At 36.8% G+C, this 25,792-nt stretch carries 25 protein-coding genes and 2 other annotated features; of the genes, 4 read left to right on the top strand and 21 right to left on the bottom strand.

Annotation, left to right across the window (positions count from 1 at the left end):
* Window positions 1-22: 22 nt before the first annotated feature.
* Together Y7E_RS0125085 and Y7E_RS0125080 are read left to right on the top strand one after the other, a co-directional pair.
* Window positions 23-730: a CPBP family intramembrane glutamic endopeptidase gene (locus Y7E_RS0125085; RefSeq protein WP_017153963.1), complete on the top strand. Its 708-nt coding sequence runs from the start codon at window positions 23-25 to the stop codon at window positions 728-730.
* Between the two features lie 149 nt (window positions 731-879).
* Window positions 880-1,257: a hypothetical protein gene (locus Y7E_RS0125080; protein ID WP_017153962.1), complete on the top strand. Its 378-nt coding sequence runs from the start codon at window positions 880-882 to the stop codon at window positions 1,255-1,257.
* A 29-nt stretch (window positions 1,258-1,286) separates the two neighbouring features.
* Here Y7E_RS0125080 and Y7E_RS0125075 read toward each other — a convergent pair whose 3' ends face one another.
* Together Y7E_RS0125075 and Y7E_RS0125070 are read right to left on the bottom strand one after the other, a co-directional pair.
* Window positions 1,287-3,041: a DHA2 family efflux MFS transporter permease subunit gene (locus Y7E_RS0125075; RefSeq protein ID WP_017153961.1), complete on the bottom strand. Its 1,755-nt coding sequence runs from the start codon at window positions 3,039-3,041 to the stop codon at window positions 1,287-1,289.
* A 14-nt stretch (window positions 3,042-3,055) separates the two neighbouring features.
* Window positions 3,056-3,709, bottom strand: a complete 654-nt coding sequence (locus tag Y7E_RS0125070) for an HlyD family secretion protein (protein ID WP_017153960.1) — start codon at window positions 3,707-3,709, stop codon at window positions 3,056-3,058.
* A gap of 296 nt (window positions 3,710-4,005) precedes the next feature.
* Between Y7E_RS0125070 and Y7E_RS0125065 the strand changes: the two genes are divergently transcribed.
* The gene (locus tag Y7E_RS0125065; RefSeq protein WP_017153959.1) at window positions 4,006-4,629 is read left to right on the top strand and encodes a TetR/AcrR family transcriptional regulator; all 624 of its coding nucleotides are present in this window, start codon (window positions 4,006-4,008) and stop codon (window positions 4,627-4,629) included.
* A gap of 28 nt (window positions 4,630-4,657) precedes the next feature.
* Here Y7E_RS0125065 and Y7E_RS0125060 read toward each other — a convergent pair whose 3' ends face one another.
* From Y7E_RS0125060 to Y7E_RS0125040, 5 genes are all read right to left on the bottom strand, one after another.
* Window positions 4,658-5,743, bottom strand: coding sequence for a M42 family metallopeptidase (locus Y7E_RS0125060; RefSeq protein ID WP_017153958.1), 1,086 nt, complete (start codon window positions 5,741-5,743; stop codon window positions 4,658-4,660).
* 68 nt (window positions 5,744-5,811) lie between these two features.
* Window positions 5,812-6,303, bottom strand: coding sequence for a dUTP diphosphatase (locus Y7E_RS0125055; protein WP_017153957.1), 492 nt, complete (start codon window positions 6,301-6,303; stop codon window positions 5,812-5,814).
* Between the two features lie 301 nt (window positions 6,304-6,604).
* Complete coding sequence (gene adhP / locus Y7E_RS0125050) at window positions 6,605-7,621, bottom strand: alcohol dehydrogenase AdhP (RefSeq protein ID WP_017153956.1); 1,017 nt, start codon at window positions 7,619-7,621, stop codon at window positions 6,605-6,607.
* 160 nt (window positions 7,622-7,781) lie between these two features.
* On the bottom strand, window positions 7,782-8,804 hold the full coding sequence (gene adhP, locus Y7E_RS0125045) for an alcohol dehydrogenase AdhP (protein ID WP_017153955.1): 1,023 nt from the start codon (window positions 8,802-8,804) through the stop codon (window positions 7,782-7,784).
* A 252-nt stretch (window positions 8,805-9,056) separates the two neighbouring features.
* Window positions 9,057-9,602: a dihydrofolate reductase family protein gene (locus Y7E_RS0125040; protein ID WP_017153954.1), complete on the bottom strand. Its 546-nt coding sequence runs from the start codon at window positions 9,600-9,602 to the stop codon at window positions 9,057-9,059.
* A gap of 312 nt (window positions 9,603-9,914) precedes the next feature.
* On the opposite strand from Y7E_RS0125040, the gene Y7E_RS0125035 reads away from it, so the two are divergent.
* Complete coding sequence (locus tag Y7E_RS0125035) at window positions 9,915-10,400, top strand: VOC family protein (RefSeq protein ID WP_017153953.1); 486 nt, start codon at window positions 9,915-9,917, stop codon at window positions 10,398-10,400.
* Here the strand turns inward: Y7E_RS0125035 and rplT are convergent.
* The 14 genes from rplT to polA form a co-directional block, all read right to left on the bottom strand.
* Window positions 10,343-10,699, bottom strand: coding sequence for a 50S ribosomal protein L20 (gene rplT / locus Y7E_RS0125030; protein WP_017153952.1), 357 nt, complete (start codon window positions 10,697-10,699; stop codon window positions 10,343-10,345). The genes Y7E_RS0125035 and rplT overlap by 58 nt on opposite strands.
* A 38-nt stretch (window positions 10,700-10,737) precedes the next feature.
* Window positions 10,738-10,938: a 50S ribosomal protein L35 gene (gene rpmI, locus Y7E_RS0125025; protein ID WP_012095718.1), complete on the bottom strand. Its 201-nt coding sequence runs from the start codon at window positions 10,936-10,938 to the stop codon at window positions 10,738-10,740.
* Window positions 10,939-10,959: 21 nt separating this feature from the next.
* Window positions 10,960-11,463 carry a translation initiation factor IF-3 gene (gene infC / locus Y7E_RS0125020; RefSeq protein WP_000973214.1) on the bottom strand — a complete coding sequence of 168 codons (504 nt, stop codon included), beginning with the start codon at window positions 11,461-11,463 and terminating at the stop codon, window positions 10,960-10,962.
* Window positions 11,464-11,525: 62 nt separating this feature from the next.
* Window positions 11,526-11,646, bottom strand: a sequence feature (ribosomal protein L20 leader region).
* Between the two features lie 205 nt (window positions 11,647-11,851).
* Window positions 11,852-13,783, bottom strand: coding sequence for a threonine--tRNA ligase (gene thrS, locus Y7E_RS0125015; protein WP_017153951.1), 1,932 nt, complete (start codon window positions 13,781-13,783; stop codon window positions 11,852-11,854).
* A gap of 47 nt (window positions 13,784-13,830) precedes the next feature.
* Window positions 13,831-14,059: a binding site (T-box leader), on the bottom strand.
* 31 nt (window positions 14,060-14,090) lie between these two features.
* Window positions 14,091-14,972, bottom strand: a complete 882-nt coding sequence (ytxC, locus tag Y7E_RS0125010) for a putative sporulation protein YtxC (RefSeq protein ID WP_017153950.1) — start codon at window positions 14,970-14,972, stop codon at window positions 14,091-14,093.
* A 493-nt stretch (window positions 14,973-15,465) separates the two neighbouring features.
* Window positions 15,466-16,401 carry a primosomal protein DnaI gene (gene dnaI, locus Y7E_RS0125000; protein WP_017153948.1) on the bottom strand — a complete coding sequence of 312 codons (936 nt, stop codon included), beginning with the start codon at window positions 16,399-16,401 and terminating at the stop codon, window positions 15,466-15,468.
* Window positions 16,402-16,434: 33 nt separating this feature from the next.
* A complete protein-coding gene (locus tag Y7E_RS0124995; protein ID WP_017153947.1) occupies window positions 16,435-17,841 on the bottom strand; it encodes a replication initiation and membrane attachment family protein in 1,407 nt (468 codons plus the stop codon).
* A gap of 115 nt (window positions 17,842-17,956) precedes the next feature.
* Window positions 17,957-18,418 carry a transcriptional regulator NrdR gene (gene nrdR / locus Y7E_RS0124990; protein ID WP_016116577.1) on the bottom strand — a complete coding sequence of 154 codons (462 nt, stop codon included), beginning with the start codon at window positions 18,416-18,418 and terminating at the stop codon, window positions 17,957-17,959.
* A 269-nt stretch (window positions 18,419-18,687) separates the two neighbouring features.
* A complete protein-coding gene (speD, locus tag Y7E_RS0124985; RefSeq protein ID WP_193352125.1) occupies window positions 18,688-19,071 on the bottom strand; it encodes an adenosylmethionine decarboxylase in 384 nt (127 codons plus the stop codon).
* Window positions 19,072-19,456: 385 nt separating this feature from the next.
* Window positions 19,457-20,485 carry a glyceraldehyde-3-phosphate dehydrogenase gene (locus Y7E_RS0124980; RefSeq protein WP_017153945.1) on the bottom strand — a complete coding sequence of 343 codons (1,029 nt, stop codon included), beginning with the start codon at window positions 20,483-20,485 and terminating at the stop codon, window positions 19,457-19,459.
* Between the two features lie 109 nt (window positions 20,486-20,594).
* The gene (coaE, locus tag Y7E_RS0124975) at window positions 20,595-21,197 is read right to left on the bottom strand and encodes a dephospho-CoA kinase (protein WP_017153944.1); all 603 of its coding nucleotides are present in this window, start codon (window positions 21,195-21,197) and stop codon (window positions 20,595-20,597) included.
* Window positions 21,198-21,249: 52 nt separating this feature from the next.
* Window positions 21,250-21,882: a sporulation membrane protein YtaF gene (gene ytaF, locus Y7E_RS0124970; protein ID WP_017153943.1), complete on the bottom strand. Its 633-nt coding sequence runs from the start codon at window positions 21,880-21,882 to the stop codon at window positions 21,250-21,252.
* Between the two features lie 81 nt (window positions 21,883-21,963).
* Window positions 21,964-22,794, bottom strand: coding sequence for a DNA-formamidopyrimidine glycosylase (mutM, locus tag Y7E_RS0124965; protein WP_017153942.1), 831 nt, complete (start codon window positions 22,792-22,794; stop codon window positions 21,964-21,966).
* Window positions 22,795-22,806: 12 nt separating this feature from the next.
* Window positions 22,807-25,440 (bottom strand): DNA polymerase I, encoded by a 2,634-nt coding sequence (gene polA / locus Y7E_RS0124960; protein ID WP_017153941.1) that lies wholly within the window; start codon window positions 25,438-25,440, stop codon window positions 22,807-22,809.
* Between the last annotated feature and the right edge of the window lie 352 nt (window positions 25,441-25,792).

The raw sequence follows: 25,792 nt of genomic DNA, 5'->3' as shown, positions 1-25,792 counted from the left end.
AAAATAAAAAGGGAGTATAACTTTGCAAATACATACACAGTTAGATCATCGGATTAAAACATCATGGCTTCTGTTTCTTGGGATTTTGTTAGTTCTCTTTTTCTGTTTCCCACTCATTAATTCCGCTTTGACCATACTTCCAATTTGGCTGTATGAACAAGCTAACCCAAATACAAATACAGCTTTACTTGAGTCAATAAAAAATATTAGCTATGAATTCGTGGCTTTACTCTTTTTCGTACTATACATACTGAAGTATAAGCCACTTAGACAATTGATTTTACCAGCTATTGATTTTCAATGTTTAAAAACTTTTCGCATGTACATCTATGTACTAATTTATTATGCGATTGGGGTTTTTATCGATTTCTATATATTAGATAAATTATTCCCTGAATCCTTACAAGAGCAACTAGATGCGTTAGATTTTGCTACTTTAGAGAACTATAAATTCCTATTAGTTCTCGCAGTCGGTATCTTTGCACCTCTTTATGAAGAACTTGTATGCAGAGGACTCCTTTTGCGTTTCTTTGAAGAGAAATTTACATTTTGGCCGGCTGCACTTTTATCCAGTCTATTATTTAGCATCGCTCATACGTATTCAGTTGGCATTATGGTGAGTGCATTTGTGACGGGACTATTTGCCTCATTATTATATAAACAAACAAAATCTATCATTCCAGCTATGCTACTTCATATCATTATCAATACGTCTTCTTTCTTTTATTAAACAAATCGCCATTATGATTATATAATGGCGATTTGTTTTTCTAATCTCTCAAACCTAGAAACTCTATCGAAATCCATATATTTTTAATAATATCCAAAATAAACCTCATGTTGTAAAATATAACTTATCAATTAGGAGGTTTATGTTCTATGGAAGCAGTGGGAATCTTACTTTGGATTTTATTTATGCCAGTTCTAGTATTATCTGGAATTATTGGGGGCATCTTTTTAATGGTCGCAGGAGCTAAGCATCGCAAGCTACTTGTTGTTGCAGCAGGACTTGTTTGTTTCTCACTTGTAACTACGCCTTTTGTTCTCTGGGGAATGGGAATCGATATGGAGAGACTTATCCCTATACCAACTACTATGTACTGGAGCATCTTCCCTGTAGCTGGGGTATTAGCTAGTATAAGCGGGATACGTAACAAAATTAAGGGTATCCTTATTATGGGGATTATCATGGTTTCTGTCGGTATCCTTGGGGTGACTTTCTATCACATAATGTCCATGCCGATACAGTCCACTTAAAATATACGCGCACAAAAAAAGCAGAGAAATTAATTCCCTGCTTTTCTATTTGATTTATTACCTGATTGTAAGAAGAATGATAACACCCAAGCAATACCTGCTAATATAGTTGCAATTAAGAACGCATCATTAATACCGTTGATTGCAGATAGCTTTGAAATTTGTCCGAATAATAGCTGTGAGCTCATCGCATCACCAGCTTGTGCTGATCCTGCGGCAGCTGCTAAACTTTGTCCCATTCCGTGTACTTTATCAACTAAAATGGGATTTGTCGTTGTTAACATATTTCCGTAATCTGCGACGTGATTGGTTGTTTGCTGCGTCATAATTGTAATTAAAATCGCTGTACCAATTGAACCCGCTACTTGTCTTGACGTATTTTGCGTTGCTGTGCCGTGAGAAATTAATTTCATTGGCAATGCGTTCATACCAGCTGTCATAATTGGCATCATAATGAATGACATTCCAATTGAACGAACGATGTAATCCGTCATAATTACGCTATATGGTGTATCCATTGATAGCTTTGTAAATTCATACGTCGCATATGTCGTAATCGCTAATCCAACTATTGCTAATGGACGAATACCATACTTATCAAATAACTTTCCTGCAATCGGTCCCATAATCCCCATAATTAATGATCCTGGAAGAAGCAGGAGACCTGATTCAATTGGCGTAAAGCCACGAATATTTTGAAGGTATACAGGAAGTAATAACATACCTCCGAATAATGCCATTGTTACAATCGCATTAATTAATAATGTAAAAGTAAACGTTGGATATTTAAATACATGTAAATCAAGCATTTTGTTATCCGTCGTCATCTCTCTCCAAATGAATAATGCTATACCAATCACACCGATGATAAGTGAAATCACAACTTCGGCACTGCTCCAGCTGTTGTTTCCAGCTTCACTAAATCCATATAGTAGGCTACCAAGCCCAATACTTGAACTAATAACGCCAAACATATCTAACTTTGTTTTCGAAACTGGCTGAGTTAGTGTAAAGAATTTTAAAGATAGTAATGTGATGATTAAACCGATAGCGAACATCGCGTAGAACATTAAGTTCCAGTTGTAATTTTCAATAACCCAACCTGTTACAGTTGGTCCGATAGCTGGCGCTAAAATCATCGCCACCCCAAGTAATCCCATTGCAGCTCCGCGCTTATGTGGTGGGAACAGAGTCATGAAAATGTTCATACCAACTGGCATTAAAATTCCTGCGCCAACTGCTTGAATGACGCGCCCTGTCATCATCATTGTGAAGTTTCCAGATAACGCACAAATAATAGAGCCGACTGTAAAGAAGAGCATAGCTGCTACAAACAATTTACTATACGTAAACCGTGAAACTAAGAAGGCACTAATTGGCACTAAAATCCCGTTCACAAGCATAAATCCTGTGATTAGCCATTGCGCTGTTGAAGTTGATACATTGAACTCATTCATTAATGGAGGCAATGCAACATTAATGATTGTTTGGTTTAAAATGGAAACGAACATACCGAGAATTAATACTGCTACAACGGCTTTTACATTGACATTCTCTACTGGCATTTGCGGTTTCCGTCTTTCTTGCTTTTGTGTTTCTTGTTTTGATGCTTCTAATTCGACTACATTGGAAGGCTCTTGCTCTAGTTGCTTTGTTTCTATCTTACTTACGGCTGGGACTTGTTCTTCTCCCGCGTTCGTTTTTTTCTTTCTTAAAAGACGATTTACAAGGAAGAAGACGATAATACAAAATAATGCATATCCTACAATTAAACCTGAGGACATTTTATCTTCCCCCCTTACTTATGAATCCGAACTGTCACATTCATTCCAGGAACAATATTTACTGATTTGCTATGATCTAAAGAAACTTTAACCGGCACAACTTGTGTTACTTTCGTATAGTTTGCTGTTGCGTTGCTTGATGGAAGCATAGAAAATGTATTTGCAGTTGTTAACCCAACTTGTTCTACTTTTCCTGTTAAAATTGTATCAGGATAGGCATCTACATACACATCAACTTCTTGACCTTTTTGCACATCATCAATATCTGTTTCTTCAATATTTGCTGTTACCCATAAATCACTCATATCGTATGCATACGCAATTGGACTACCTGCCGCTACGAAAGAATTTGTTGTAGCATTTGATTGAACAACTGTCGCATTATGTGGAATTGTTACATCCATCGTTTGCTCACCATTTTGACTTGCTACAGAAACAGAACCTAATTTATCATTTTCATTGTAGTTCTTGCCTACTTCTGCATTCCATTCAGTTAATTTCCCTGCTACTGGTGATGCGATTGGGATCACTTTCCCATCGATTTTCGCATTATCTGTTTTTAAGTAATTTTCAGCTTGGTTGTAATAATAATAACCAGCAAAGCCACCACCAACTAATACAATCAATGTAATAACATTAATGATAAGCATTCTTCGAAATTGATTCATTGCTTTCCTCTCCTTATATCGCATATAATTTTTTTACTAAACTATGTCCACTTCTTTTGTTTATATTGATTAATTGTTAATTATATTAACCATTAAACAAAAAAAGCACACCTTTTGCTATGCAAACAATTCTTTGCCTGCATACTACCGGTGCTGTTTTCTAAAGTAATATCGTTTATAATTATAAATAATTATTTTGAATCTACAACCGACAATTTGGTCATATATGTTGGTTATCCAACATTACACTATATATTTGTTGTTTAAGTAATAAAAATTAAGCAAGGAGAAATAAAATGTCTATTAAAAATACAAACGATCCGCGTGTAAAACGAACGAGACAATTAATACAGGATGCTTTTGTCGCTTTAGTAGGCGAAAAAGGATTTGAAAATGTAACCGTACAGCATATCGCTGAGTGTGCCCCAGTGAACCGTGCTACCTTTTATAGCCATTATCATGACAAATATGACTTATTAGATAAAAGTATCGAGGAAATGTTAGTAAAGCTCACTGAAATAATTAGGCCCAAAAGGAATAATAAGGAAGATTTTCAGCTTACATTTAACTCCCCACATCCAACTTTTCTAGCCCTATTTGAGCACATCGCTGAAAATGCTACCTTCTATAACGTCATGCTTGGCGACAAAGCGGCAGGAAACTTTTTTTATAAAATGATGAAAACAATTCAAACACATTTAACGTTAAGCTTATCCATTTCACAACCAAATGATGAAGAACTCATGATTCCACGCGATATCCTTATTAGTTATGTAACAGGAGCTCATCTTGGAATGATTATATCGTGGCTAAAAAAAGGGATGATTTACTCGCCGCACTTTATGGCAATGCAACTAACAAGGTTAATTATTTTAGGGGCTCACGCTGCTGCTGGATTAGAAAAACCTTTTGAAATATAAAAAAGCGAAGAAATCTCTTCGCTTTTTATTAGTTAAATGTAATATTATGTACAGCCTCTTTATCAAGACGCTTAATCACTTCTACAATTAACTTCACTGCATTCTCATAGTCATCACGGTGTAACATTGCCGCATGGGAGTGAATATAACGAGTTGCAATCGTAATCGCCATGGACGGAATACCGTTTACAGAAATATGAATAGCACCTGCATCCGTTCCACCACCAGCTACAGAATCATATTGGTATGGAATTTGCAATTCATCTGCCACATCAACAACAAAATCACGAAGACCTGTATGTCCAATTACAGATGCATCATATAAAATGATTTGTGGTCCGTCTCCCATTTTACTTTGCGCTTCTTTTTCTGTTACTCCTGGTGTATCACCAGCAATACCAACATCTACAGCAAACGCGATATCTGGCTTAATATAATATGCAGATGTTTTCGCACCGCGAAGACCTACCTCTTCTTGTACAGTTCCAACGCCGTATACAACGTTTGGATGCTTTTCATCTTTTAATTGTTTTAACACGTCAATTGCAATTGCACAGCCAATACGGTTATCCCATGCTTTTGCAAGTAACATTTTTTCATTTTTCATCACTTGGAATTCAAAGTACGGTACAACTTGATCCCCTGGTCGTACGCCCCATTCCATTGCTTCTTCTTTGCTAGAAGCACCAATGTCAATAAACATATCCTTAATTTCAACCGGTTTTTTACGAGCTTCTGCTGGTAAAATATGCGGTGGTTTTGAACCGATTACACCTGTTACATCACCTTTACGCGTTACAATTGTTACACGCTGCGCAAGCATAACTTGTGACCACCAGCCACCAACTGTTTGAAAGCGAAGGAAACCTTTGGCATCGATTTGTGTGATCATGAAACCAACTTCATCTAAATGACCAGCTACCATGATTTTCGGACCGTTTTCTTCCCCTACTTTTTTCGCAACTAAACTCCCTAAATTATCTGTAGAAAGTTCATCTGCAAACGGTTCGATATATTTTTTCATTACTTCACGTGGTTCGCGTTCATTACCTGCAATCCCACGTGCATCTGTTAATTCTTTTAGCATTGTCAATGTCGCATCTACCTTTGTCATTATCAATACCTCCTTTTTCTTCATTCACTTCATTATACAAAAGTAAATTGAAATATCCAAAAATCAACTTAATACCCTTGTGTTTGGCGCTGATGGTTCACTTCGTTTTTATCTAAATACGCTTTTTCAATTTCTTCTTGCCCGAAATCAAGAGCTTGTCCAAGGCGAAGGTAACTTGTAAATAGTTCAATATAATTTGTAATGGACGGCTGATCAGTAAAACGCATCACTTTCGCATATGTGTCTAAGAAAATTTCAACTTGTGTTTTATTTGTTTGAGCACATTTATAAAATAAGAAGTTCTTATCAATACCTAAATCAATTCCAATTGATAAAATGAAATGTAAACCATCTACATATTCTTCAAGTATAACTTCACGCTCAGCTGCCGGCTTTTTGCTCCAATATTTAAAACAACGTGTTTCATTTGCAAGTTCGCCAATTTCAACAAGTAGTGCTAACATTTTTTCTTTTAATAATTTTTTTGGTTGTAAGTCATGTTCTTTTACAATACGGTCATCTAATTCTTTTTGTAATTTAAATAGTTGTAGTAAATCCATTCTATTCCTCCTCCAACATCGCACAAAAACAATGTTGTTTCATCTCATATTTATTGTAAGCTTTAAAAATCCTACCCGTTATTATCTAATTAACTTCCTAAACCCTTATGAAATAGCTTGTCCCTAAATCATCAATACGTTTCAGTCATCATCCACATATGATGAAACTTCCATATCATCTTTCCATTATAGCAGTGTCGTTTCTACTAGGAAAGATACCTTTAAATGACAGTAAAAAAGCCAGAGGAATCTCCTCCGACCTTTTACTGTATATTCTCTTATATTGTTATAGCTTTTATACTTATTTTGTCATATCTAGAACAACACGACCATTAATCTTTCCTTCTTCCATTTCTGTAAAAATATCATTTATTTCATCTAATTGACGCGTTTCTATAATTGCTTTTACTTTTCCTTCTGCACCAAATTGCAATGCTTCTTGCAAGTCTTTACGCGTGCCAACAATGGAACCAACAATTTTCACCGCATTTAATACTGTATCAAAAATCGGCACTTCCATCATTTCTGGAGGTAAACCAACTGCCACACATGAGCCACCGCGGCGCACTGCACGATAGGCTTGATCAAATGCTGGTTTTGATACGGCTGTACAAATAGATGCATGCACACCATTTACCTTTTCATGAATCCAAAGCGGAGCATCCTCCTTAAGTGGATTTACAACTAAATCTGCACCGAGTTCTTTTGCGAGTTCAAGCTTTTCATCAACTGTGTCAACTGCTACTACATGTAATCCCATTGCTTTTGCATACTGCATTGCTAAGTGACCTAAGCCGCCAATTCCAAAAACAGCTACCCATTGTCCCGGCTTTGCTTCTGATACTTTTAATGCTTTATAAGTTGTTACACCCGCGCAAAATAATGGAGCAGCTTCTACAAAACTTAAATTTTCTGGTACTTTTACAACATAGTCAGCTGCCGCTATACAATATTCCGCATAACCACCATCAACTGAGTAACCAGCATTATTTTGATCTAAGCAAAGTGTTTCACGGCCAGATAAACAGTACTCACAATGTCCACATGCTGAATATAACCAAGGGATTCCGACTCGGTCACCGATTTTAAGATGAGTAACACCTTCACCTACTTCTTCTACCACCCCAACACCTTCGTGTCCTGGAATTAGCGGTAGTTTCGGTTTTACTGGCCAGTCTCCATGCGCCGCATGTAAATCTGTATGACAAACGCCGCATGCTTGAATATGTACAAGCACCTCATTTGCTCCTGCCTTTGGCCTCGGAACATCCTTTACCTCTAACTTTTCCTTAAATTTGTTTACAACAGCTGCTTTCAAATGAATTCCTCCCTCACTCGGTTTTTGAAAAGGTTTTCATCTACATATTAGTACAAGAACATCCTTAAATCTACCATTTATTTTAAAATTTTCAAGATAATTCATAGGATATCATATCGAAAAAGCTAGAGGATTTCCCCCTAGCTTTTTGCATACTATATTAAGATTCTTTTTTCATATCGATAACAACACGCCCATTAATTTTTCCCTCTTCCATTTCAGTGAAGATGTCATTAATCTCATGAAGATGACGTGTTTCAATAATTGCTTTCACTTTTCCTTCTGCGGCAAATTGCAGGGTTTCTTGTAAGTCTTTTCTTGTCCCAACGATAGAACCAATAATTTTCACACCATTTAGCACTGTATCAAAGATTGGTACTTCCATCATTTCCGGAGGTAATCCTACAGCTACACATGCACCACCTCGTCTAACAGAGCGATACGCTTGATCAAATGCTGGTTTCGATACAGCTGTACAAATGGAAGCATGTACACCCTTCACTTTCTCAAATATCCATGCTACTGCATCTTCTTTAAGCGGATTCACAGCTAAATCTGCACCAAGTTCTTTTGCAAGTTCTAATTTTTCATCTACAGTATCAACTGCTACTACGTGTAATCCCATTGCTTTTGCATATTGAACAGCTAAATGTCCAAGGCCACCAATCCCAAAAACAGCTACCCAATCACCTGGTTTTGCTTCTGAAACTTTCAATGCTTTATATGTTGTAACACCTGCACAAAATAGCGGTGCTGCATCAATAAAATTCAAATTATCCGGTACTTTTACTACATAGTTCGCTGCTGCAACACAATACTCTGCATAACCACCATCTACAGAATAACCAGCATTATGTTGATCTAAGCAAAGCGTTTCACGACCGGATAAACAATATTCACAATGTCCACATGCTGAATATAGCCACGGTACTCCAACACGGTCACCGACTTTTAAATGTGTGACACCTTCTCCAACTTCTTCTACAACTCCAACACCTTCATGCCCTGGAATTAATGGAAGTTTCGGTTTTACTGGCCAGTCACCGTGTGCCGCATGTAAATCCGTATGACAAACACCACATGCTTCAATATGTACAAGGACTTCACCAAGTCCAGCTTTCGGTTTTGGAACTTCTTTCACTTCTAACTTCGCTTTGAACTCATTTACAACTGCTGCTTTCATGTAAACGCCTCCTCGTTATAGGTACAAAAAGTTCTTACAAGTTCATCTTAATATAATAGAAGAAAAGAGAAGCGTTTGAATTATGACAATAATTTGTGAAATATTTCACAAATTATTGAATAATTGTAATTACTATAAGGTGAAATTTTTTTACCATGTTTTCATCTTCTCCACGAAACGGACGTCACCTAGCTAGAAAATAAAAAAGGAGCCTGTATATAACGACAGCCTCCCTTGCAATGTAGATGATTTCTAAGAATAAATGATATTGTAAGTTGATTTAATGACGCCATTTACATACTGTGTCGAATCAACTAATTCCAAACTTAAACGTGGTTTCACGCTACCAAATAAAGGTATACCTTCACCAATTATAACTGGATTTATTTTCAATACTACTTGGTCAATTAGTTTTTGCTGAACTAACGAACCAGCCAGTTCTCCGCCCCCACAGAGCCACAGATTACCAACTTCTTTCACTTTTAAGTTCTTGATAAACTCTACTGCATCTCCTCTCACAAGTTCTACTTTATCACTCGATTCAAATTGCATAGTATTTGAACAAATATAGTGCTTTAACTCTTTAAAATAACCTGGCTCACCAGGTTTAGCACCAAATTGAAATCCAAACTCGTACGTTCTCCTCCCCATCAATACTGCGTCATATTGCTGAACATCAGTAATAAAGTCTGAGACATGTTCACCTTCGTATAAAAAGATTGAATCAGTAGCATCACCATCTAAATCTGCAATAAAGTTATCCGCTGTAACTGCAATATGATAAATTAGCATTGCCATGTGGTTCCTCCTCTTATCTTCTTCCAAGCTCAGTTCTATTTCTCTACACACAATTTATTTCCTGCAATAAATTGTATAGCTGAATTACCTAATTTAGAATAAGCACTTGCCATCCCCTACTTAAAGATAAGCTCTATTTAATAACTCTATTGATGTTTGAATCAACAAAAAAATCCTTCTGTATTATAGGAAAATAATGAGAATAGATGATATCGAATGCCGTTCAATCAACTAAGATTTAGTTGAAAAAGGAATTTATATCACCAACAAAGAATTGCTAAAAACAGGAATTTTATTAAAGGAGGAGATATGTTGATTTATGAAATAACTGTTCAAGTTCGTGTTACAGATATCAAAGAAGGACAAAAGTGGTATCACACATTACTCAACAAGGAACCCGATTTCATACCACACGAAGGATTCGCAGAATGGGAACTTATCCCTGGAGGTTGGTTACAAGTAGCAGAAGGTTTGCCAAATGAAGATAGTGGACCGATTCGTTTAGGAGTTATAGATATTAAAGCTGAACGAGATAGGCTAAAAAAGGAATTAAATGTCGAGAACTTTGAAATATATTCAAGAGAAGAAGTTCCTGTTAAATGGGGGACTTTTACCGATCCTTGGGGAAATCGTCTTGGTTTCTTTGAATACTTAAGTCAGACGAAAAAAACGAACAAATCAAAAAAATTCCAATTAATACAAAAAACCTTAGAAGAAAATCTTCTAAGGTTTTTAAACAATTATTTTAAGTTGCTTTTTGCAACTGTTGCTAATTCAGCGAAAGCTTTTTCGTCATGAACAGCTAAGTCAGCAAGCATCTTGCGGTTAACTTCGATACCAGCAAGTTTTAAACCGTGCATTAAACGGCTGTAAGAAAGACCATTCATGCGAGCAGCTGCGTTAATACGAGTGATCCATAATTTACGGAAGTCACGTTTCTTTTGACGACGGTCACGGAACGCATATAATAAAGACTTCATTACTTGTTGATTAGCAACTTTGAATAAAGTATTTTTAGAACCGTAGTAACCTTTCGCTAGTTTAATCATTTTTTTACGACGTTTACGAGTAACTGTACCACCTTTTACTCTTGGCATAATATTACCTCCTAGTGTGTTCTATATATCAACCGAACTTATTTTAAGTTGTCAAGCATTTGACGAATACGTTTGTAGTCACCAGCGCTTACTAGACCAGCTTTACGTAGTTTACGTTTAGCTTTTGTAGATTTGTTAGCGAATAAATGGCTAGTATAAGCGTGGTCACGCTTAAGTTTACCAGATCCAGTTTTTTTGAAACGCTTTGCAGCGCCGCGATGAGTTTTTTGTTTAGGCATAGGTATTTCCTCCTCTATCTATTACTTATCGTTTTTCGGTGCTAAAACTAAGAACATACTACGTCCTTCCATTTTAGGCTTAGACTCAATTGTACTAACTTCAGCACAAGCTTCTGAGAAGCGATCTAAGACACGTTGACCGATTTCTTTATGAGTAATGGCACGTCCTTTAAAGCGAATTGACGCTTTAACCTTGTCGCCTTTCTCTAAAAACTTGATAGCATTACGAAGTTTTGTGTTAAAGTCGTGTTCATCAATTGTTGGACTTAAACGAACTTCTTTCATGCTGATTACTTTTTGATTTTTACGCTGTTCTTTTTCTTTCTTTTGTTGCTCAAAGCGGAATTTACCGTAGTCCATAATGCGGCATACTGGCGGTTTCGCATTTGGAGCAACCAATACTAAATCAAGATTAAGATTTGCAGCTAAGTCTAAAGCGTCATTACGAGACTTGATGCCAAGTTGATCACCATTCGCACCAACTAAACGTACTTCACGTGCACGAATTTGCTCGTTAATCATCATATCCTTGCTAATAGTAAGCCACCTCCAAGGTTTTCTTAGAATATGTTTGCAGTCATAGAACCCGAACAAAAAAAGTGTGGGCATACGACACCCACACTTGTACGATCTTAAGTAAGAAAGACATTTACCTGCTAACTGCATATGCGTCAATCAGGTGAGAAGCGGGTGCTTCTACTTGTTCTACAAAACAATATTCTATTATCCTTGATGATTTTACCATAGGACATAACGTCTGTCAAGAAGACGCGTTTTACTAACAACAAGAAATATTGTAACAAACAACACGAATACATGCAATACTTTTTTATGATAAGTCTTGTTTGGGTATTATTTCTAGTTTCTATAACTCGTAAAATATAAAGAAGTCGCGGCATGCCGCGACTCTTTCTTAGCGTTTTCCTTCAACTTTAATCATATCAACAAACGCATCTAATGCGATTGTTTCTGATTTTTGCTCACCGTATTTACGTACGTTTACGCCATTTTCAGCAACTTCATTGTCACCTACTACAAGCATGTACGGAATTTTTTGCATTTGTGCTTCACGGATTTTGTAACCGATTTTCTCTTCACGAGTATCCACTTCAACACGGATACCAGCACGCTGTAAGTCTTCCTGTACTTTCTTCGCATAGTCTAAATGTACTTGCGGAGAAACTGGAATCACTTGTACTTGAACTGGCGCTAGCCATGTTGGGAATGCACCTTTGTACTCTTCGATTAAGAAGGCAACAAAACGTTCCATAGTTGATACAACACCGCGGTGAATTACAACTGGACGATGAGGTTTACCATCTTCACCAACATAAGTTAATTCAAAGCGTTCTGGAAGTAAGAAGTCTAATTGTACAGTTGAAAGTGTTTCGTCTTTTCCAAGTGCAGTACGAACTTGAACATCAAGTTTCGGACCGTAGAATGCTGCTTCACCTTCAGCTTCATAGTACTCAAGACCCATTTCATCCATCGCTTCTTTTAACATTGATTGTGCTTTTTCCCACATTTGATCGTCATCAAAATACTTTTCAGTATCTTCTGGATTACGGTAAGATAAGCGGAATGAATAATCTTCTAAACCGAAGTCTTTGTATACTTCTAAAGTTAAGTTTACAACGCGTTTTAACTCTTCTTTAATTTGGTCTGGGCGAACGAAAATGTGTGCATCATTTAAAGTCATTCCGCGTACACGTTGTAATCCAGATAGCGCACCAGACATTTCATAACGGTGCATTGTTCCAAGCTCCGCAATACGGATTGGTAATTCACGATAGCTATGGATATCGTTTTTATACACCATCATATGGTGTGGACAGTTCATTGGACGAAGTACTAATTGCTCATTGTCCATTTCCATTGCTGGGAACATGCCATCTTGGTAGTGATTCCAGTGACCAGAAGTTTCATAAAGCTCTCGGCTTCCTAGTACTGGAGTATATACGTGGTCATATCCTAAGCTTGCTTCTTTATCAACAATGTAACGCTCGATAATACGACGGATTGTTGCACCTTTTGGTAACCAAAGTGGTAAACCTTGACCTACTTTTTGGCTATTTGTAAATAGTTTTAACTCTTTACCTAATTTACGGTGATCACGCTCTTTCGCTTCTTCAAGCATACGTAAGTGCTCATCTAATTCTGCTTTTTTCACGAATGCAGTACCGTAAATACGTTGTAGCATTTTATTGTTGCTATCGCCGCGCCAGTAAGCACCTGCAACGCTTAGCAATTTAAACACTTTAATTTTCCCTGTAGATGGAAGGTGAACCCCGCGGCAAAGGTCATAGAATTCGCCTTGTTCATAAATTGAAATAACTGCATCTTCTGGAAGATCGTTAATCAATTCTAATTTTAGCTCATCGCCGATTTCTTCATAACGGCGAAGTGCTTCCGCACGTGGTACTTCATGACGAACGATTTCTAAGTTCTCGTTCACAATCTTTTGCATCTCTTTTTCGATTTTTGGGAAGTCTTCAGCTGTAATTGCTTCTTCCATGTCGATATCGTAGTAGAACCCATTTTCGATTACTGGACCAATACCAAGTTTTACATCTTTATATAAACGTTTTAACGCTTGTGCTAAAAGATGAGCTGTTGAGTGGCGTAAAATGTATAAGCCATCTTCAGAATCTAATGTAATGATTGAAACTGCACCATCTTCTTCAATTGGTGTACGAAGATCAATCATCTCATCATTTAATTTTCCAGCCACAGCTTTTTTCTTTAAGCCTGGGCTAATAGAAGCTGCGATTTCTTCAGTTGTTGTTCCTTTTGGAAACTCCTTCACAGCTCCATCAGGGAAAGTAATTTTAACTACATCTGCCATCACTGGTCACTCCTCTTTTTCTCAAAATAAAAAACACTCATCCCGTAAAAAGGGACGAGTGTTGAATTCGTGGTTCCACCCTTGTTCCAATTAACTAAATTGTTAATTGCTCAAGTACAACATAACGGTGTTGGCCGTTAGCAATTACTAGAAAAAACGTTCACTGCTAAAGTTTAGAGGTGGTAAGTAATGAACCCGTACTAGGAAGCTCACACCCTAAGGCTTCCCTCTCTGAAAATCGTAGTAAATTACTCATGTCCTCATCATGACATTTCAATATATTTCATTTATGTAGGTAATTATATGCTCAAAAACTTAGAAAATCAAGGGCGTTCCCTTTATTTTTTAAATTTTTAATATTGTGTTCAAATTCATGCGGTGCACATAATTGAACTCGTTCTTGAAATACATTTTGAAGGGTAACAATCATATTGTGATCTTGCTCTTTCGTATACAAATAAATCATTTTCGGCGAAATAGAAAGAAGCGGTGCAATTACCTTCGTGTCAATGTATACTCCCTGCTTAGTTAGTAACTCCTCATCTATATATTGAACCAATTTTTCTTGTTTTAAACGTATTCCTTTTTCATCATAAAAAATAAAACTTTCATCAAATACAAGATGTAGGCAAGATAAACGTGATTTTCGGCTACTCACTTGTTGCCGTAGCATTTCTACAAACATTTGATATTCTTGCTCCATTTTATATTCATCAATCGCTACTTCCGCAAGTCGGCCTATCATTTCACTATATGTGCGCAGACGAAAACGAATATAAGATGAAAAAGAAAAAGAAAGCGGGTCACAAAGCCACCCTTTTAAAGAAGACATAATATAAGCCTCGATTTGATTGCGTGTTAAATCCCGGGAAATCCCCTTTCTTTTTCCATTTAATATCGCGTGTGCCATATGTAAAATTTGATGGCATTCTTCTTGTTCTTCATAAAAAAATTTTTCTTTTAAAATGGCACGAAGCCATTCATTTTGTTTTATATTAACAATAAAATAAAGGAGTACTGGTATTAAAACTTTCTCAATATAATTCGATTCGCATATCGGAATATGAATTGTTACCTTTTGTTCATATAAGTAAACACTCGTTTCTTTGTATAGCTTTTCCGTTCTCTTTATCAGTTGTTGATATACGTACGCAGCATCATCTTTTTCTTCGAAGCAGATTTCAATCACTCTTGTCCCCCCTTTTATCCCGCTCTCAAAGGCTACCTTCTCTCACCTTACAAATTAAGCGCCCATAAGAGTCCAGTTCGTGAAAGCCGACTCTAAGTAGAAATAAATTTTCCATACTGATGAAAGCTTCACTCTATAATTCTTGCTAATTTTATATATATTAAGGGAGTAGAAAAAAAATGATACAAGCTCGTATGAATTTTCAGAGTAACGATACTATTTAATTGTATAATTTAACTATTAAGTTATTGAAGGCGGGATACAATGTTCGAATATAAGTTTGTAACAATCAAACTAAAATAAGGTAAATAATTAAAAATAACCTAACTAAAAAATGCTTCATTTTTGCTATCTCCTGTTTTCCAATACCTTGTGCATATGTAAGAATACCAATGTATTCATTCAACTAATCTGTCCCTTTAAACAATAAAAAAGAAAAATCCTGCATTTTCAATACAGGATTTTTCTCAAACTTTATTTAATATCTAGGTCTTTACGTATGGCGACGATTCTTTCCACCAATCGGAACTGGCTTCGCCAAATATTTAATACGCTCCATAATACGGGCCGCTTTCATTTCCTCTTCTTCTCCGCGCTGTGTATACGTTAAATGATGTTCTAGCTGTTTAAAATCAAAATTCGATGTAAAGAACGTCGGTAAGTTTTCAAGCATACGGAATTGTAAAATTGCACCGAGGACATCATCACGGACAAAGCTCGACATCGCCTCTGCTCCAATATCGTCTAGCATTAAGACTGGTACATACTTTACTGCATCAATCTTCTCGCTAATCGTATTATTTTGAAGTGAACTTTTAATTTCACGCAAAAATTCCGGTAAGTACACAATCATTGAACTGACTTTCCGCTGCGCTAATTCATTTGCAATTGCTCCTAAAACGAATGTTTTTCCAACACCAAACGGTCCATGGAAGTACAATGCTTGTACTTTTTTACCTGGCTCGTACTCACTTAAAAATTCATTCGCAGCACGGATTGCTTCAAAGCGATTTCTATCGGATAAATCAAGAGAAGACATAGATGCCTGCAATATATCCTTGGGCATATATACACTTTGAATAAGCTTCTCTTGTTTCTTTCTTTCATCATAAGCCACTTTTCTTACGCAGCGATCATATTGAATATCAATCATCTTACCTTGAATAATCAGTTTCGGCTCATATCCTTGAATCATATTTTTACATGATTCTAAGTTTGGACAATCTGCGCATCCAACGCTTTGTCCAATGTATTCATACAGCTTCACAAGACTTCGTTCTATCATGGAAGTCGTTACTTCGCCTTTATGTTCTTCGATAAACTCTTTCACACGCGGATGTGCCATAACTTCCGCTTTTAACACTTCATATCTATTTTTAAAATTCTCATTTTGCATCAACTTTGCAAATGAATTTTGAATATGCTCCATTCTTTCACCTCAAAGAGCGTTCATTCTCCTCTATTAATCACGCTTATATTTTTTTAACTCTTCTTCCAATCTCTTTCGTTCTTCTTCTAGCTTGCTCGGATTTTCTACCACACTCACATCATTTTTTGCTGATTCTTTCGTTTCTTCTTTCGTTTCTTCTTTGAGCCAGTCCGGCACCATTTCTTTCCGCACTGTTTTCCTCGATGTACGGCCTTTCTTCTTCGTCTCAGCCCACTCTTGATATTGACGATTCTCTTCTTTCGCTAAAGCCATAGCTTCTGATACGGTACCAACCTTTTTCCGCGCCCAATGTCCTGCAATTTTCTCGACATACGTTTTAGCCAATTTCATATCAGAACGAAGCATAACGTAATAAATAAGTACGTTGACAACACCTGGCGCTAGTTTCTGACTCAACATCACCTCTTCTACAATTTGCAAATCTGCTTTTGTCGGTTCTGCTCCGCCCGAGATTTCTTTTAATAATTGTTTCGGTGAAATTTCCTCAAGTTGTTTGATCAGCATTTCTTCTTGCGTAGATGGCTCTTTCTCTTTCATCGTACGCGCAGAATGAGGCTGCACCCGTTCACTTAACACTGGAAGTGCTTGGCCGTTTTCAAATTGATACCAATCACGAGCTCCTTTGCGAAGCCTTTCCATATCAATCGTTTGTAGTTCTGTCATTGTACCAAGAACGATATTTTGCATCGATAGCACATCGACACCATACACGTAGGCTAGCGTAATGACACATTCACGTACTTGATCCGTGATTGCCTTTCTTGGGACAAGCGTTGATAACCCTTCTACAAATAAAGAAAAGTCGAAGAAGTCATTCCAAACCTTAGGAGCAGTCCCCTTTTCATTTCCGGGCATCACTGTTGTCTTTGGAATACGCAGTTCCTCTTGTGCATGTTCGAATTGTCCTGGGTTAAATGAACCAAACACATCATTAAAAGAATGTGTAACATTTTCATACGAAGTAAAGTCGAACTCTTCTTCTAAGAAGTATTGTTTGACTTGATTATATTTCGCCCGGCTTAATCTGTTGTACAAGAAAATACTTAAAACAATATCATCAAAAAATTGTTTTGGAGTTAGTGGCGGCTGCAATTCGTATATAAACATTCGAATATCTTTTTCTTTTTTTATATATACGTTTAAAAGCCCAATCGCTTCTAATTTCACCCGTTCTTCATATACTTCAGGAAGCTGCATTTGCATTGTCACCATAAGAGAGTGATGTGTATTCTCTTTTCCAAATACACGATCCTGCTCTAGCTCTCCCCACAGCGTCATGTATAAGCTAAAAGCCTTGCTACCTACTAATGGTTGATATAACATCGTTAATACCTTCCGATCGTAACTATGCAGCAACCCTTTTGCGCTTACTTTATAACGATCAATTGGCAATAGCTCCATCCATGACTGTTTTTCCATTCTTGCAATTCCTTTCTTTCATCCATTCTACGTATATAACTCCTTAGTGAAAAAGAGCTAATAGCTTGCGCTTCTAGCTCTTTTTCACCACTATTTGCAGGCTCAAAGTTTCACTTTATTCTCGTTCTTTTTGCAGTATATCTTTTAATTCTTCAATGAATACATTTAAATCTTTAAATTGACGGTACACAGAAGCAAATCGTACATAAGCAACATCATCAATATCTCGAAGTGCTTCCATTACGATTTCACCAATCATATCACTTTTCACTTCTGATATTCCTAAATTTCGAAGTTCACGTTCTACATTTTGTGTTACTTCTTCTAATTGTTTTAAAGATACAGGTCTTTTTTCACACGCTTTAATTAATCCACGCAAAATCTTTTCTTTATTAAACTCTTCTCGTGTTCCCTCTTTTTTTACAACAATAAGAGGTGGCTCTTCTACTCGTTCAAATGTCGTAAATCGATTTAAACAACTTTCACACTCTCTTCTTCTTCGAATGGAGCGTCCCTCATCTACCGGACGTGAATCCAATACTCTTGTACCATTATGAAAACAGGCTGGACAACGCAACTCATTCACTCCCTTGCAATTTAATCTTCATTCTTTTTACTTCACCTACACGTGAAAATATATATACAATATTATATAACCTATTTGTATTTACTCACTACCTTATCCCGCTATTCGCGTTCAGTGATACCCTACTTTTAAAAAGTTCACTTTACAGTAAGCGACCATTCGTCAAAAACAATCTATCCATTTTACAGTTTCAAATTTATATAAACTAAAAAGAGGTGCATTATACACCTCTTTACATTTTAAATCAATTATGTTCTTTTTTAAAGAGCTTTTGTTTCTCTATGCTTAATTTCGAAGCTACCTGTGCCTCGAGGAAGCTCGATGCTCTCTCGCGTTTTCGCATTTAAACCTTCTGCAATATATTCTGCAGCAACATTTGGATCAATACGATCCCCGCAAGTATAAACATCAATACTTGCATAGCCGTGTTCTGGAAAGCTATGAATTGTTAAGTGTGATTCCGAAATGATTACAACTCCACTTACACCCTGCGGTGCAAATTTATGAAAAGCAACCTCACGTACTTCAGCACCAGCTCTTAGTGCTGCATCCACAAATAATTGTTCAACAAACGGCATGTCATTCAGCTTGTCGAAATCGCAATCCCAAAGTTCAGCGATTACGTGACGACCCATCGTGTCCATAGTATCCATTCTACAGTTCCCCCTTGTAAATTTAATCTAACTGTTCGAATTGAAAACTAATTTGCAATTTGGCTTGCTCCACTACCACGGGGGAAAGTTAGTCCAGAGAGGTCCTAACCCTTTAAGTAGTGACTACGTACCTCAGCTCTTAAGTTTACGAGTGTTAGTATACTTTGTTTATTTTCATTTTGCAACAACAGTTTTTTCGATTTTTTGTCATATTCTCCTCTTTACTTTTCCCGAAAAAAATAATTGATTCACAAATGCAGTAATCACAACGGTTTCTCATATGTATCATTTATAAAAATATACTCATATATTTTTTTCCTTTTCAGAAAAAAACATAAAAAAGAAGACAAGCAATCGCTTGCCTCCTTTTTTATCATTAAATGTGTTGTACACTTTCTTGTTTTGCTAATTCAGTAACTACTAATTTCACAAGATCTACAACGCGGCGAGAGTAACCCCACTCGTTATCATACCAAGCAAGTACTTTCACTTTACGTTCACCCATTACCATTGTAGATAAGCCATCAATGATAGCTGAATGCGTATTTGTATTAAAGTCAATAGAAACTAGAGGCTCTTCACTGAACTCTATAATTCCTTTCATTGCACCGTTTGCAACATTTTTGAATGCTTCATTAATGTCCTCAACTGTTACATCACGTTTTACATCTACTACTAAGTCAACAAGGGACACGTTTGGTGTCGGAACGCGAAGTGCCATTCCGTGAAGTTTTCCATTTAAATGTGGAAGAACTTTTGCTAATGCTTTCGCAGCACCTGTTGTTGTAGGAATAATAGACTGTCCACAAGCACGTGCTCTTCGTAAATCTTTATGTGGGTTATCAATATTTTTTTGGTCATTTGTATAAGCATGAACGGTTGTCATTAAACCGTTTTCAATTCCGAACTGCTCATCTAACACCTTAACAACAGGCGCTAAACAGTTTGTTGTACAAGATGCATTTGAAATAACAGTATGTTTTGTAATATCTAATTGTTCTTCGTTTACACCAACTACAACTGTTACATCTTCATTTTTACCAGGTGCTGTTAAAATAACTTTTTTCGCCCCAGCTTCTACATGAAAAATTGCTTTTTCTTTTGCATTAAATTTACCAGTTGCTTCGATTACAACTTCAACACCTAATTCTTTCCAAGGCAATTCTTTTGGATCGCGGTTGTTTAAAAGGCGAATCATTTTCCCATCTACTAATAAATGATCTTCAAATGCTTCCACTGTTCCGTCAAACTTGCCATGAACTGTATCATACTTGATTAAATGTGCTAATGTTTCTGATGGATAGCTTGCGTTGATTGCTACAATTTCGAATGCGCTTTCTTTTATTGCTTGACGAAATACCATTCTCCCAATACGTCCAAATCCATTAATTGCCACACGAATCATAATATGTTATCCCCCTTGAATGCGTTATACTATTTATCTCCAATCCCAATAATAGTATAACACAAAAAGAAGATATGTCACTAAACATTTTCATTAATTTCACAATTTTTTAGTTAATGATGTTCCACTCTTTTAAAATGACCTGTAATTGAGCTTTCGTCTCAGCAATTGTGCCATCATTATAAATGACTTTATCAGCTAATGTTACTTTCTCTGCTAAAGACATTTGTGAATCAATGCGTGCTTTTGCTTCCTTTTCTATAAAGCCATTCCGCTTCATTAAACGTTCTAACTGCGTACTAGGCGCTACAGCTACAACTAAAATTTGATCAACAAGTGCTGTTAGTTTACTCTCAAATAAAAGCGGAATATCTAACACAACCGCTTGCGCACCTTCCTTTATGTACATATCCTTCTGAACATTCATTTCCTTGCGGACAGCTGGATGAACGATTTTGTTTAACCGCAATCGTTTTTCTTCATTATGGAATACAATACTCCCAAGCTTCGGACGATCAAGTTCGCCATCTGCTTGTAATATTTCTTCACCGAATACCTCTACAATTTCTTTATATGCTTCTTTACCTTGTTCTACAACTTCTCTAGCAATAATATCCGCATCGATTACAGGTATGTGCAGATCACGAAACATTTGTGAAACTGTACTTTTTCCGCTTGCAATACCTCCTGTTAAACCAATAACAATTGTCATCAAAATTCCTCCTCATGAATAGAAGCGTGAAACTTATGTTTCACGCTCCTACTTACATCTTCCAAATCCCAATAATAATGAGTAAAATCCCAGGTAGGAACGTAAATTTTTGTAACCATCGCATATTCGATAAAACCGTTCCTAGCCTCATTCCGATAAATAAAAACAGAGAACTCATAACGGCAACTAACACTGCCATCATGGCGGGTGTATATCCCAGTAAGGATGCACCAATTCCTGCTCCAAACGAGTCTACAGAAAGAGCGATACCTAAAAGTAATGCTTCTCCACCAGAAATTGTGCCTGATTTATCAAAATCAGCAACAGTCGGTTTCCGTAAAATTTGAATAACTAATCCAAGTGAAGCAATTTCTAACTTCCAAACTTTCTCTTCTTGCTGTGGTTCGTCTTTTTTCTCACTCCGAAAAAATTGATACAATACCCACGCTCCAATAGCTACTAAAACGACTCCGCCAATACGCGTTGCAATCACTGGTGAAAACACTTTGGCAATCATATGCCCAATCCCCATCGACACAAGCATAACAGCCGCTGAACACATTCCAATGATGAGTATCGATTTTAACGGAATCCGTACGCTCCGCAGACCATAAGTAAGCCCTACACTACAGCTATCTAAACTTAATGTAAAAGCTAATAAAATAAGAGAGAAATATTGATACATCGGTAAGCTCCTTCCCTATACATAGCTTTGCTGTATGTATATGATAAATGCCTATCCGATGTTATTAGAAAAATATCTTTCTTAGCCCTTTGGCTGGCACATAGGGCAATAGTGTGTTCCTCTTCCACCAACAACTATCTTTTCAATCACGTTTCCACAAGTAACGCATGGTTCCCCTTTTCTTCCATATACATTTAGAAGCTCTTGGAATGAGCCAATTTGCCCTTGCGAATTGATATACGTTCTAATCGTACTTCCGCCGCGCTCAACAGCCTCCGTTAATGTTGCGACGGTTGCCGCATGAATCTTTTCTATTTCAGCTTTCGTTAAGGACGAAGCTTCTCGTTCCGGGTGAATCCCGGAACGGAATAAAACTTCATCTACATATATATTACCAAGCCCGACTAAAAGACGTTGATCTAGCAACACAACTTTTATTTTGCGGTTTGTCTTTTGCAATCTTTCTTGTAAATACATTGGTGTCAGTTCAGCATCAAACGGCTCAGGTCCTAAATCAGTAAGTGGCATTTCTTCAAACTCTTCACCCTTTTTAAAGAGATGCATCGTACCAAACTTTCTTACATCTTTATAATGCAGCTCCGTACCATCTGTAAACTGGAAACGCACATGTGTATGTTTATCGATTGGATCGCCTTCCTCATGAAGCAAGTATTTCCCTTCCATACGTAAATGTGAAACAATAACATACTGTGTTACATATAGAAGTAAAAACTTGCCTCTTCTCTCAATCCGTTCAATCGTTTCGCCTCGTAACATTTCTTTAAAGAGCTCCGCGTCATCTGGTCGCTTTACTAATTTGGGATATGTTACGATGACATCTTTAATTGTTTTTCCCGTTACAAGGTTTTCAAGTGTCCTTCTAACATTTTCAACCTCTGGTAGTTCAGGCATTCAATCACTTCCTTATTTTGCGTCATACCAAGTTGGACCAGAAGAATAATCAACTTTTAGCGGAACAGCAAGTTCAATTGCATGTTCCATTACTTCAGGTACAAGCTTCTCTAGTTTTTCGACTTCTTCTTTTGGCACTTCAAAGATCAATTCATCGTGTACTTGCAGAAGAAGACGCGCTTGTAAGCCTTCTTCTTCTAAGCGATCTGCCATAATAATCATCGCTTTTTTAATAATATCCGCTGCACTACCTTGAATTGGTGTATTCATCGCAGTACGCTCCGCAAAGCTACGCAAATTAAAATTACGACTCGTAATTTCCGGAATATAACGGCGACGATTTAATAATGTAGAAACATACCCTTTTTGCTTCGCTTCTTGTACAATCTCATCCATATATTCTTTTACACCAGGGAAGCTTGCAAAATACTTTTCAATAAATTCCCCTGCTGCTTTTCGTGTAATTCCTAAGTTTTGTGAAAGCCCATAATCACTAATACCATACACAATTCCGAAGTTAACTGCTTTTGCTTGACGTCTCATATTCGATGTTACTTCATCTTTCGAGACGCCAAACACGTCCATTGCTGTTTTCGTATGAATGTCCATATCATGCTGGAACGCTTCAACCAAACCTTTATCTTTTGCAATATGCGCTAGTACCCGCAGCTCAATTTGTGAATAATCGGCTGCATATATAACCCATCCTTCTTTTGAAGGAATGAACGCTTGGCGAATCTTTCTTCCTTCTTCTAAACGGATCGGGATGTTTTGTAAGTTTGGATCTGTAGAACTTAATCGCCCTGTTTGCGTTAATACTTGATTAAAGCGTGTATGAATTTTAGATGAATCTTCATGAACGACTTTTAACAATCCTTCAATATATGTTGAATTTAATTTTCCTAATTGACGATAATGTGAAATTTTAGGAATGATGTCATGATGATTCATTAACTTGTCTAGCACATCAGCTGACGTAGAATATCCTGTTTTCGTCTTTTTAATAACCGGTAAGTTTAAATTCTCAAATAGAACCACACCGAGCTGTTTTGGAGAATTAATATTAAACTCTGTTCCAGCGAGTTCATAAATTTCTTGTTCCATTTCCGCGAGTCTACTAGCAAGCTCATCTCCCATATTACGTAAGCGCTCTGTATCAACTTTAACACCTTTTACTTCCATCTCAGCTAAGACGCGAGCAAGCGGCATTTCGAGCTCAGTAAACAGCTCATACTGTTCATTTTTTTCTAGTTCTTCTACAAATGTTTTTTGCACATCGTATAATACATGTACTTTTCGAGCTACGTGCTCCGCAACTACATCTTGCTCAGGAACCGCACGTTTTGCACCTTTTCCATATACTTCTTCATCAGATTTAACAGCGTGCGTTTCTTTCATTTTCGCTACAGCACGGAAATCTTTATCTGTATCAGCTGGATCAAGTAAATAAGCGGCAATTAGTAAGTCAAAGTCAATTCCTCTAATCTCTACACCTTTCCACTTAAGTGCAACAATTGCACGTTTCGCATCAAACGTATACTTTCTCATTTCATCATCTGCAAGCCACTTCGTAAAAGCTTCAGATTTGAGTGCAACATCTGCCCCAATAAAATAGCAACCATTTTCATTTTGAATACCAAACCCTTGAATGTCGGCTTTGTGGTAATTATCTTCTTGTACTTCCACAATAATTGCACTATCTTGCTTTAGCATTTCTTCTGTTACTTCTTCTGCAATCTCAAATGAAATATCATCTAATTCAACTGGCGCTGTTTCTTCAGGAGTAACACCAAGCTTATTTAATAGAGAAGTAAATCCTAAATTCTCGAACATCGGAATGACATCACTTGCTTCATATCCTTTATATTCGATATCATCTACATGCACCGTAACCGGTGCATCTGTAATAATTGTTGCAAGCTCTTTACTCATTAGCGCTTGCTCTTTATTCGCTTCCAGCTTTTCTTTTAATTTCTTTCCGCTCACTTGGTCTAAGTTCTCATATACTGCTTCTACTGTTTCAAATTGCGTTAACAATTTAATAGCCGTCTTCTCACCAACTCCTGGCACACCCGGGATATTATCTGATTGATCTCCCATTAAACCTTTCATATCGATAATTTGCTTTGGTGATAAACTATATTTTTCAAATAGAGCTTCTTTCGTATATTCATCTACTTCTGTAATCCCTTTACGCGGAATACATACAAGTGTGTTGTCAGAAACAAGCTGCAGTAAATCTTTATCTCCAGAAATAACTTTTACATAAGCACCTTGTTCACTCGCTTCTTTCGCGAGTGTTCCCATAATGTCATCTGCTTCATAGTTCTCTAGCTCGTAGCGCGGTACGTGAAACGCATCTAACAGTTCACGAATAAACGGGAATTGCTCTGATAGCTCAGGTGGCGTTTTTTGACGCCCTCCTTTATATTCGCTAAATGTTTTGTGACGAAATGTCGTTTTCCCCGCATCAAACGCAACAAGCATATGCGTTGGTTTTTCTTCTTCTAATATTCTCATTAACATCATCGTAAAACCATAAATTGCGTTCGTATGTATACCTTTGTCGTTATTTAAAAGCGGCAGTGCAAAGAAAGCACGATACGCGATATTATTTCCATCGACTAATACGACCTTTTTTTCCAAATTGGAAACCTCCCCATACAAATTTAAAACGAGTTTTTATATAGAAAAAACCGTCTCTTCCTTCTCTCTATATTAACACGACTAAGAGAGAGAAGAAAAATAACGGTTCTTCCTACTACATATATTTTATGTATAAATGGAGATGCTGTCACAATATTTCATGAATTAAAACATCCTTATCGTATCGATATAATACTTTGACATAAGTTATAAGAGATATTTCAAAAACAAAGATATTATAGTTTCACAAAAAAGGGAAGTGACGAGAATAGAGCACTATTCTCGTCCAAAACTACTCCTTGGATGAAGGGGTTTTCATGTATTATATTAACAGGACTTTATTAATATTTAA

This window comes from Bacillus bingmayongensis (assembly GCF_000299035.1).
In the GTDB taxonomy this organism is placed as follows: domain Bacteria; phylum Bacillota; class Bacilli; order Bacillales; family Bacillaceae_G; genus Bacillus_A; species Bacillus_A bingmayongensis.
The sequence above is the reverse complement of the archived record's forward strand: the minus strand, read 5'-3'. Positions and strand labels throughout refer to the sequence as shown.

Coding starts and splice junctions, on each gene's coding strand:
- rpmI (WP_012095718.1), bottom strand. CDS start 10,938: ATGCCTAAACAAAAAACTCATCGCGGCGCTGCAAAGCGTTTCAAAAAA.
- Y7E_RS0124980 (WP_017153945.1), bottom strand. CDS start 20,485: ATGATTCGTGTGGCAATTAATGGATTTGGACGTATTGGGAGAATGGTA.
- Y7E_RS0124995 (WP_017153947.1), bottom strand. CDS start 17,841: ATGGAAAAACAGTCATGGATGGAGCTATTGCCAATTGATCGTTATAAA.
- Y7E_RS0125040 (WP_017153954.1), bottom strand. CDS start 9,602: ATGGCAATGCTAATTTATCATATTGCAGTTACAGCGGATAACTTTATT.
- adhP (WP_017153955.1), bottom strand. CDS start 8,804: ATGAAAGCAGCAGTTGTAAATGAGTTCAAAGCGAAGTTAGAAGTGAAA.
- Y7E_RS0125080 (WP_017153962.1), top strand. CDS start 880: ATGGAAGCAGTGGGAATCTTACTTTGGATTTTATTTATGCCAGTTCTA.
- Y7E_RS0125060 (WP_017153958.1), bottom strand. CDS start 5,743: ATGACAAAGGTAGATGCGACATTGACAATGCTAAAAGAATTAACAGAT.
- Y7E_RS0125070 (WP_017153960.1), bottom strand. CDS start 3,709: ATGAATCAATTTCGAAGAATGCTTATCATTAATGTTATTACATTGATT.
- thrS (WP_017153951.1), bottom strand. CDS start 13,783: ATGGCAGATGTAGTTAAAATTACTTTCCCTGATGGAGCTGTGAAGGAG.
- Y7E_RS0125075 (WP_017153961.1), bottom strand. CDS start 3,041: ATGTCCTCAGGTTTAATTGTAGGATATGCATTATTTTGTATTATCGTC.
- Y7E_RS0125055 (WP_017153957.1), bottom strand. CDS start 6,303: ATGGATTTACTACAACTATTTAAATTACAAAAAGAATTAGATGACCGT.
- Y7E_RS0125065 (WP_017153959.1), top strand. CDS start 4,006: ATGTCTATTAAAAATACAAACGATCCGCGTGTAAAACGAACGAGACAA.
- dnaI (WP_017153948.1), bottom strand. CDS start 16,401: ATGGAGCATATTCAAAATTCATTTGCAAAGTTGATGCAAAATGAGAAT.
- ytaF (WP_017153943.1), bottom strand. CDS start 21,882: ATGTATCAATATTTCTCTCTTATTTTATTAGCTTTTACATTAAGTTTA.
- infC (WP_000973214.1), bottom strand. CDS start 11,463: ATGATGATTAACGAGCAAATTCGTGCACGTGAAGTACGTTTAGTTGGT.
- rplT (WP_017153952.1), bottom strand. CDS start 10,699: ATGCCAAGAGTAAAAGGTGGTACAGTTACTCGTAAACGTCGTAAAAAA.
- mutM (WP_017153942.1), bottom strand. CDS start 22,794: ATGCCTGAACTACCAGAGGTTGAAAATGTTAGAAGGACACTTGAAAAC.
- coaE (WP_017153944.1), bottom strand. CDS start 21,197: ATGACAATTGTTATTGGTTTAACAGGAGGTATTGCAAGCGGAAAAAGT.
- speD (WP_193352125.1), bottom strand. CDS start 19,071: ATGGACACGATGGGTCGTCACGTAATCGCTGAACTTTGGGATTGCGAT.